This window comes from Streptomyces flavofungini (assembly GCF_041028215.1).
Lineage (GTDB): Bacteria > Actinomycetota > Actinomycetes > Streptomycetales > Streptomycetaceae > Streptomyces > Streptomyces flavofungini_B.
The window spans coordinates 1-2,420 of the sequence record NZ_JASKYR010000843.1; the positions used below are offsets into that span (position 1 = coordinate 1).

General features: G+C 67.9%; 1 protein-coding gene. It reads left to right on the plus strand.

The features are described 5' to 3' along the window. Positions 1 to 350 precede the first annotated feature (350 nt). Complete coding sequence (gene gcl / locus AB8Z36_RS35370; protein ID WP_369217488.1) at positions 351 to 2,129, plus strand: glyoxylate carboligase; 1,779 nt, start codon at positions 351 to 353, stop codon at positions 2,127 to 2,129. The last annotated feature ends 291 nt before the right edge of the window (positions 2,130 to 2,420 follow it).

The window sequence follows — 2,420 nt, forward strand, 5'->3', positions numbered from 1 at the left end:
GGCCACGGGCGCTCCGCAGACGCAGGGGAGGGACGGGGGTTCGTACAGGTGCTCGCGCCGGCAGCCGGGGCACCGTACCGGGACGCCGCTCGCCGTCATCGTCTTCACCGCCCGTCGTACGTCGTTCATCCATCCTCCACCCGCCGGGGCGCCCCGACGGCCGTATCGCGGATGTCTCTTGACGGTCTTCGCCGCACCCCCTTACATTGCTTCCATATAGCAGAACATTATTTCCACAATGCGGAAACAGAAGCTCACCGCGGGGCGCGACGGGAGCCGGATCCGCCAGCCGTATCCGGCAGCAGTAAAAGCTGTCGAAGCTGTCGAAGCAGGAGAACCCCATGGCTCGTATGACCGCTGTCCGCGCGGCAGTTGAGATCCTCAAGCGCGAGGGCGTCGTCAACGCGTTCGGTGTCCCCGGCGCCGCGATCAACCCCTTCTACAAGGCGCTCAAGGAGGGCGGTGGCATCGACCACACCCTCGCCCGCCACGTCGAGGGCGCCTCGCACATGGCCGAGGGCTACACCCGGGCCAACCCGGGCAACATCGGCGTCTGCATCGGCACGTCGGGCCCTGCGGGCACCGACATGATCACCGGCCTGTACTCCGCGATCGGCGACTCCATCCCGATCCTGTGCATCACGGGCCAGGCGCCGACGCACCTGCTCCACAAGGAGGACTTCCAGGCCGTCGACATCGCGACGATCGCCAAGCCGGTGACCAAGATGGCCGTCACCGTCCTGGAGGCCGCGCAGGTGCCCGGCATCTTCCAGCAGGCCTTCCACCTGATGCGTTCGGGCCGTCCGGGTCCGGTCCTCATCGACCTGCCGATCGACGTCCAGCAGACGGAGATCGAGTTCGACATCGAGACGTACGAGCCGCTGCCGGTCTACAAGCCGTCGGCGACCCGCGCGCAGATCGAGAAGGCGATCGGCTACCTCCTGGAGTCCGAGCGGCCGCTGATCGTCGCGGGCGGCGGCATCATCAACGCCGACGCCTCCGACCTGCTGGTCGAGTTCGCCGAGCTCACCAACACCCCTGTTGTGCCGACCCTGATGGGCTGGGGCACGATCCCCGACGACCACGACCTGAACGCGGGCATGGTCGGCCAGCAGACCGGTCACCGCTACGGCAACGCCACGTTCCTGGAGTCGGACTTCGTCCTCGGCATCGGCAACCGCTGGGCCAACCGTCACACCGGCTACAAGTTGGACGTGTACACCCAGGGCCGCACGTTCGTGCACGTCGACATCGAGCCGACGCAGATCGGCAAGATCTTCGCCCCCGACTACGGGATCGCGTCCGACGCGAAGGCGGCGCTCGAACTCTTCGTCGAGGTGGCGAAGGAGCTGAAGGCCGAGGGCAGGCTGCCCGACCGCTCGGAGTGGGTCGCCTCGCACCTGAAGCGCAAGGAGACCCTCCAGCGCCGCACGCACTTCGACAACGTGCCGATGAAGCCGCAGCGCGTGTACGAGGAGATGAACAAGGCCTTCGGCCCCGAGACACGGTACGTCACGACGATCGGCCTCTCGCAGATCGCCGGCGCCCAGATGCTGCACGTCTACAAGCCGCGGCACTGGATCAACTGCGGCCAGGCGGGCCCGCTCGGCTGGACCATCCCGGCCGCGCTCGGCGTCGCCAAGGCCGACCCGGAGACGCCGGTCGTCGCGCTCTCCGGTGACTACGACTTCCAGTTCATGATCGAGGAGCTGGCGGTCGGGGCGCAGCACCGCATTCCGTACGTGCACGTCCTGGTCAACAACGCCTACCTCGGTCTGATCCGCCAGGCGCAGATCGGCCTGGACATCAACTTCCAGGTCAACCTGGAGTTTGAGAACCAGAACAGCCCGGAACTGGGTGTCTACGGCGTCGACCACGTCAAGGTCGCCGAGGGCCTCGGCTGCAAGGCGATCCGGGTGACGGAGCCGGGTGAGCTGGGAGCGGCCTTCGAGCAGGCCAAGAAGCTGGCGGCGGAGTACCGGGTGCCGGTGGTCGTCGAGGCGATCCTTGAGCGCATCACGAATATCGCGATGAGCCCGACCGCGGACATCAGTGCGGTCAAGGAGTTCGAGGAACTCGCCACGGAGCCGGGGCATGCGCCCACGGCGATCCGTCCGCTCAAGGTCTGACGCGAGCCGCACAGTCCGGGGCGGTCCACCCGAGGGGGGTGGACCGCCCCTTCGGCGTTCCGCCACGGTCCTCCCGGGGGGTGCGGGTGCTTCTGCCTTACCCTGCGGGCACCTCTCCGCTCGGTTCGCGCAGTTCCCCGCGCCCCTGGGGGCCTGTGCTGCTGCTTGCACTCTGCGGGCACCTCTCGCCTCTGTTGCGTAGTTCCCCGCGCCCCTAAAGGCCCGCTTCCGCCAGAGGCCGACAGGTTCCCGCCCCCGGGGAGGTCCCCGCCTCAGCCGTGTGTGTTGGGC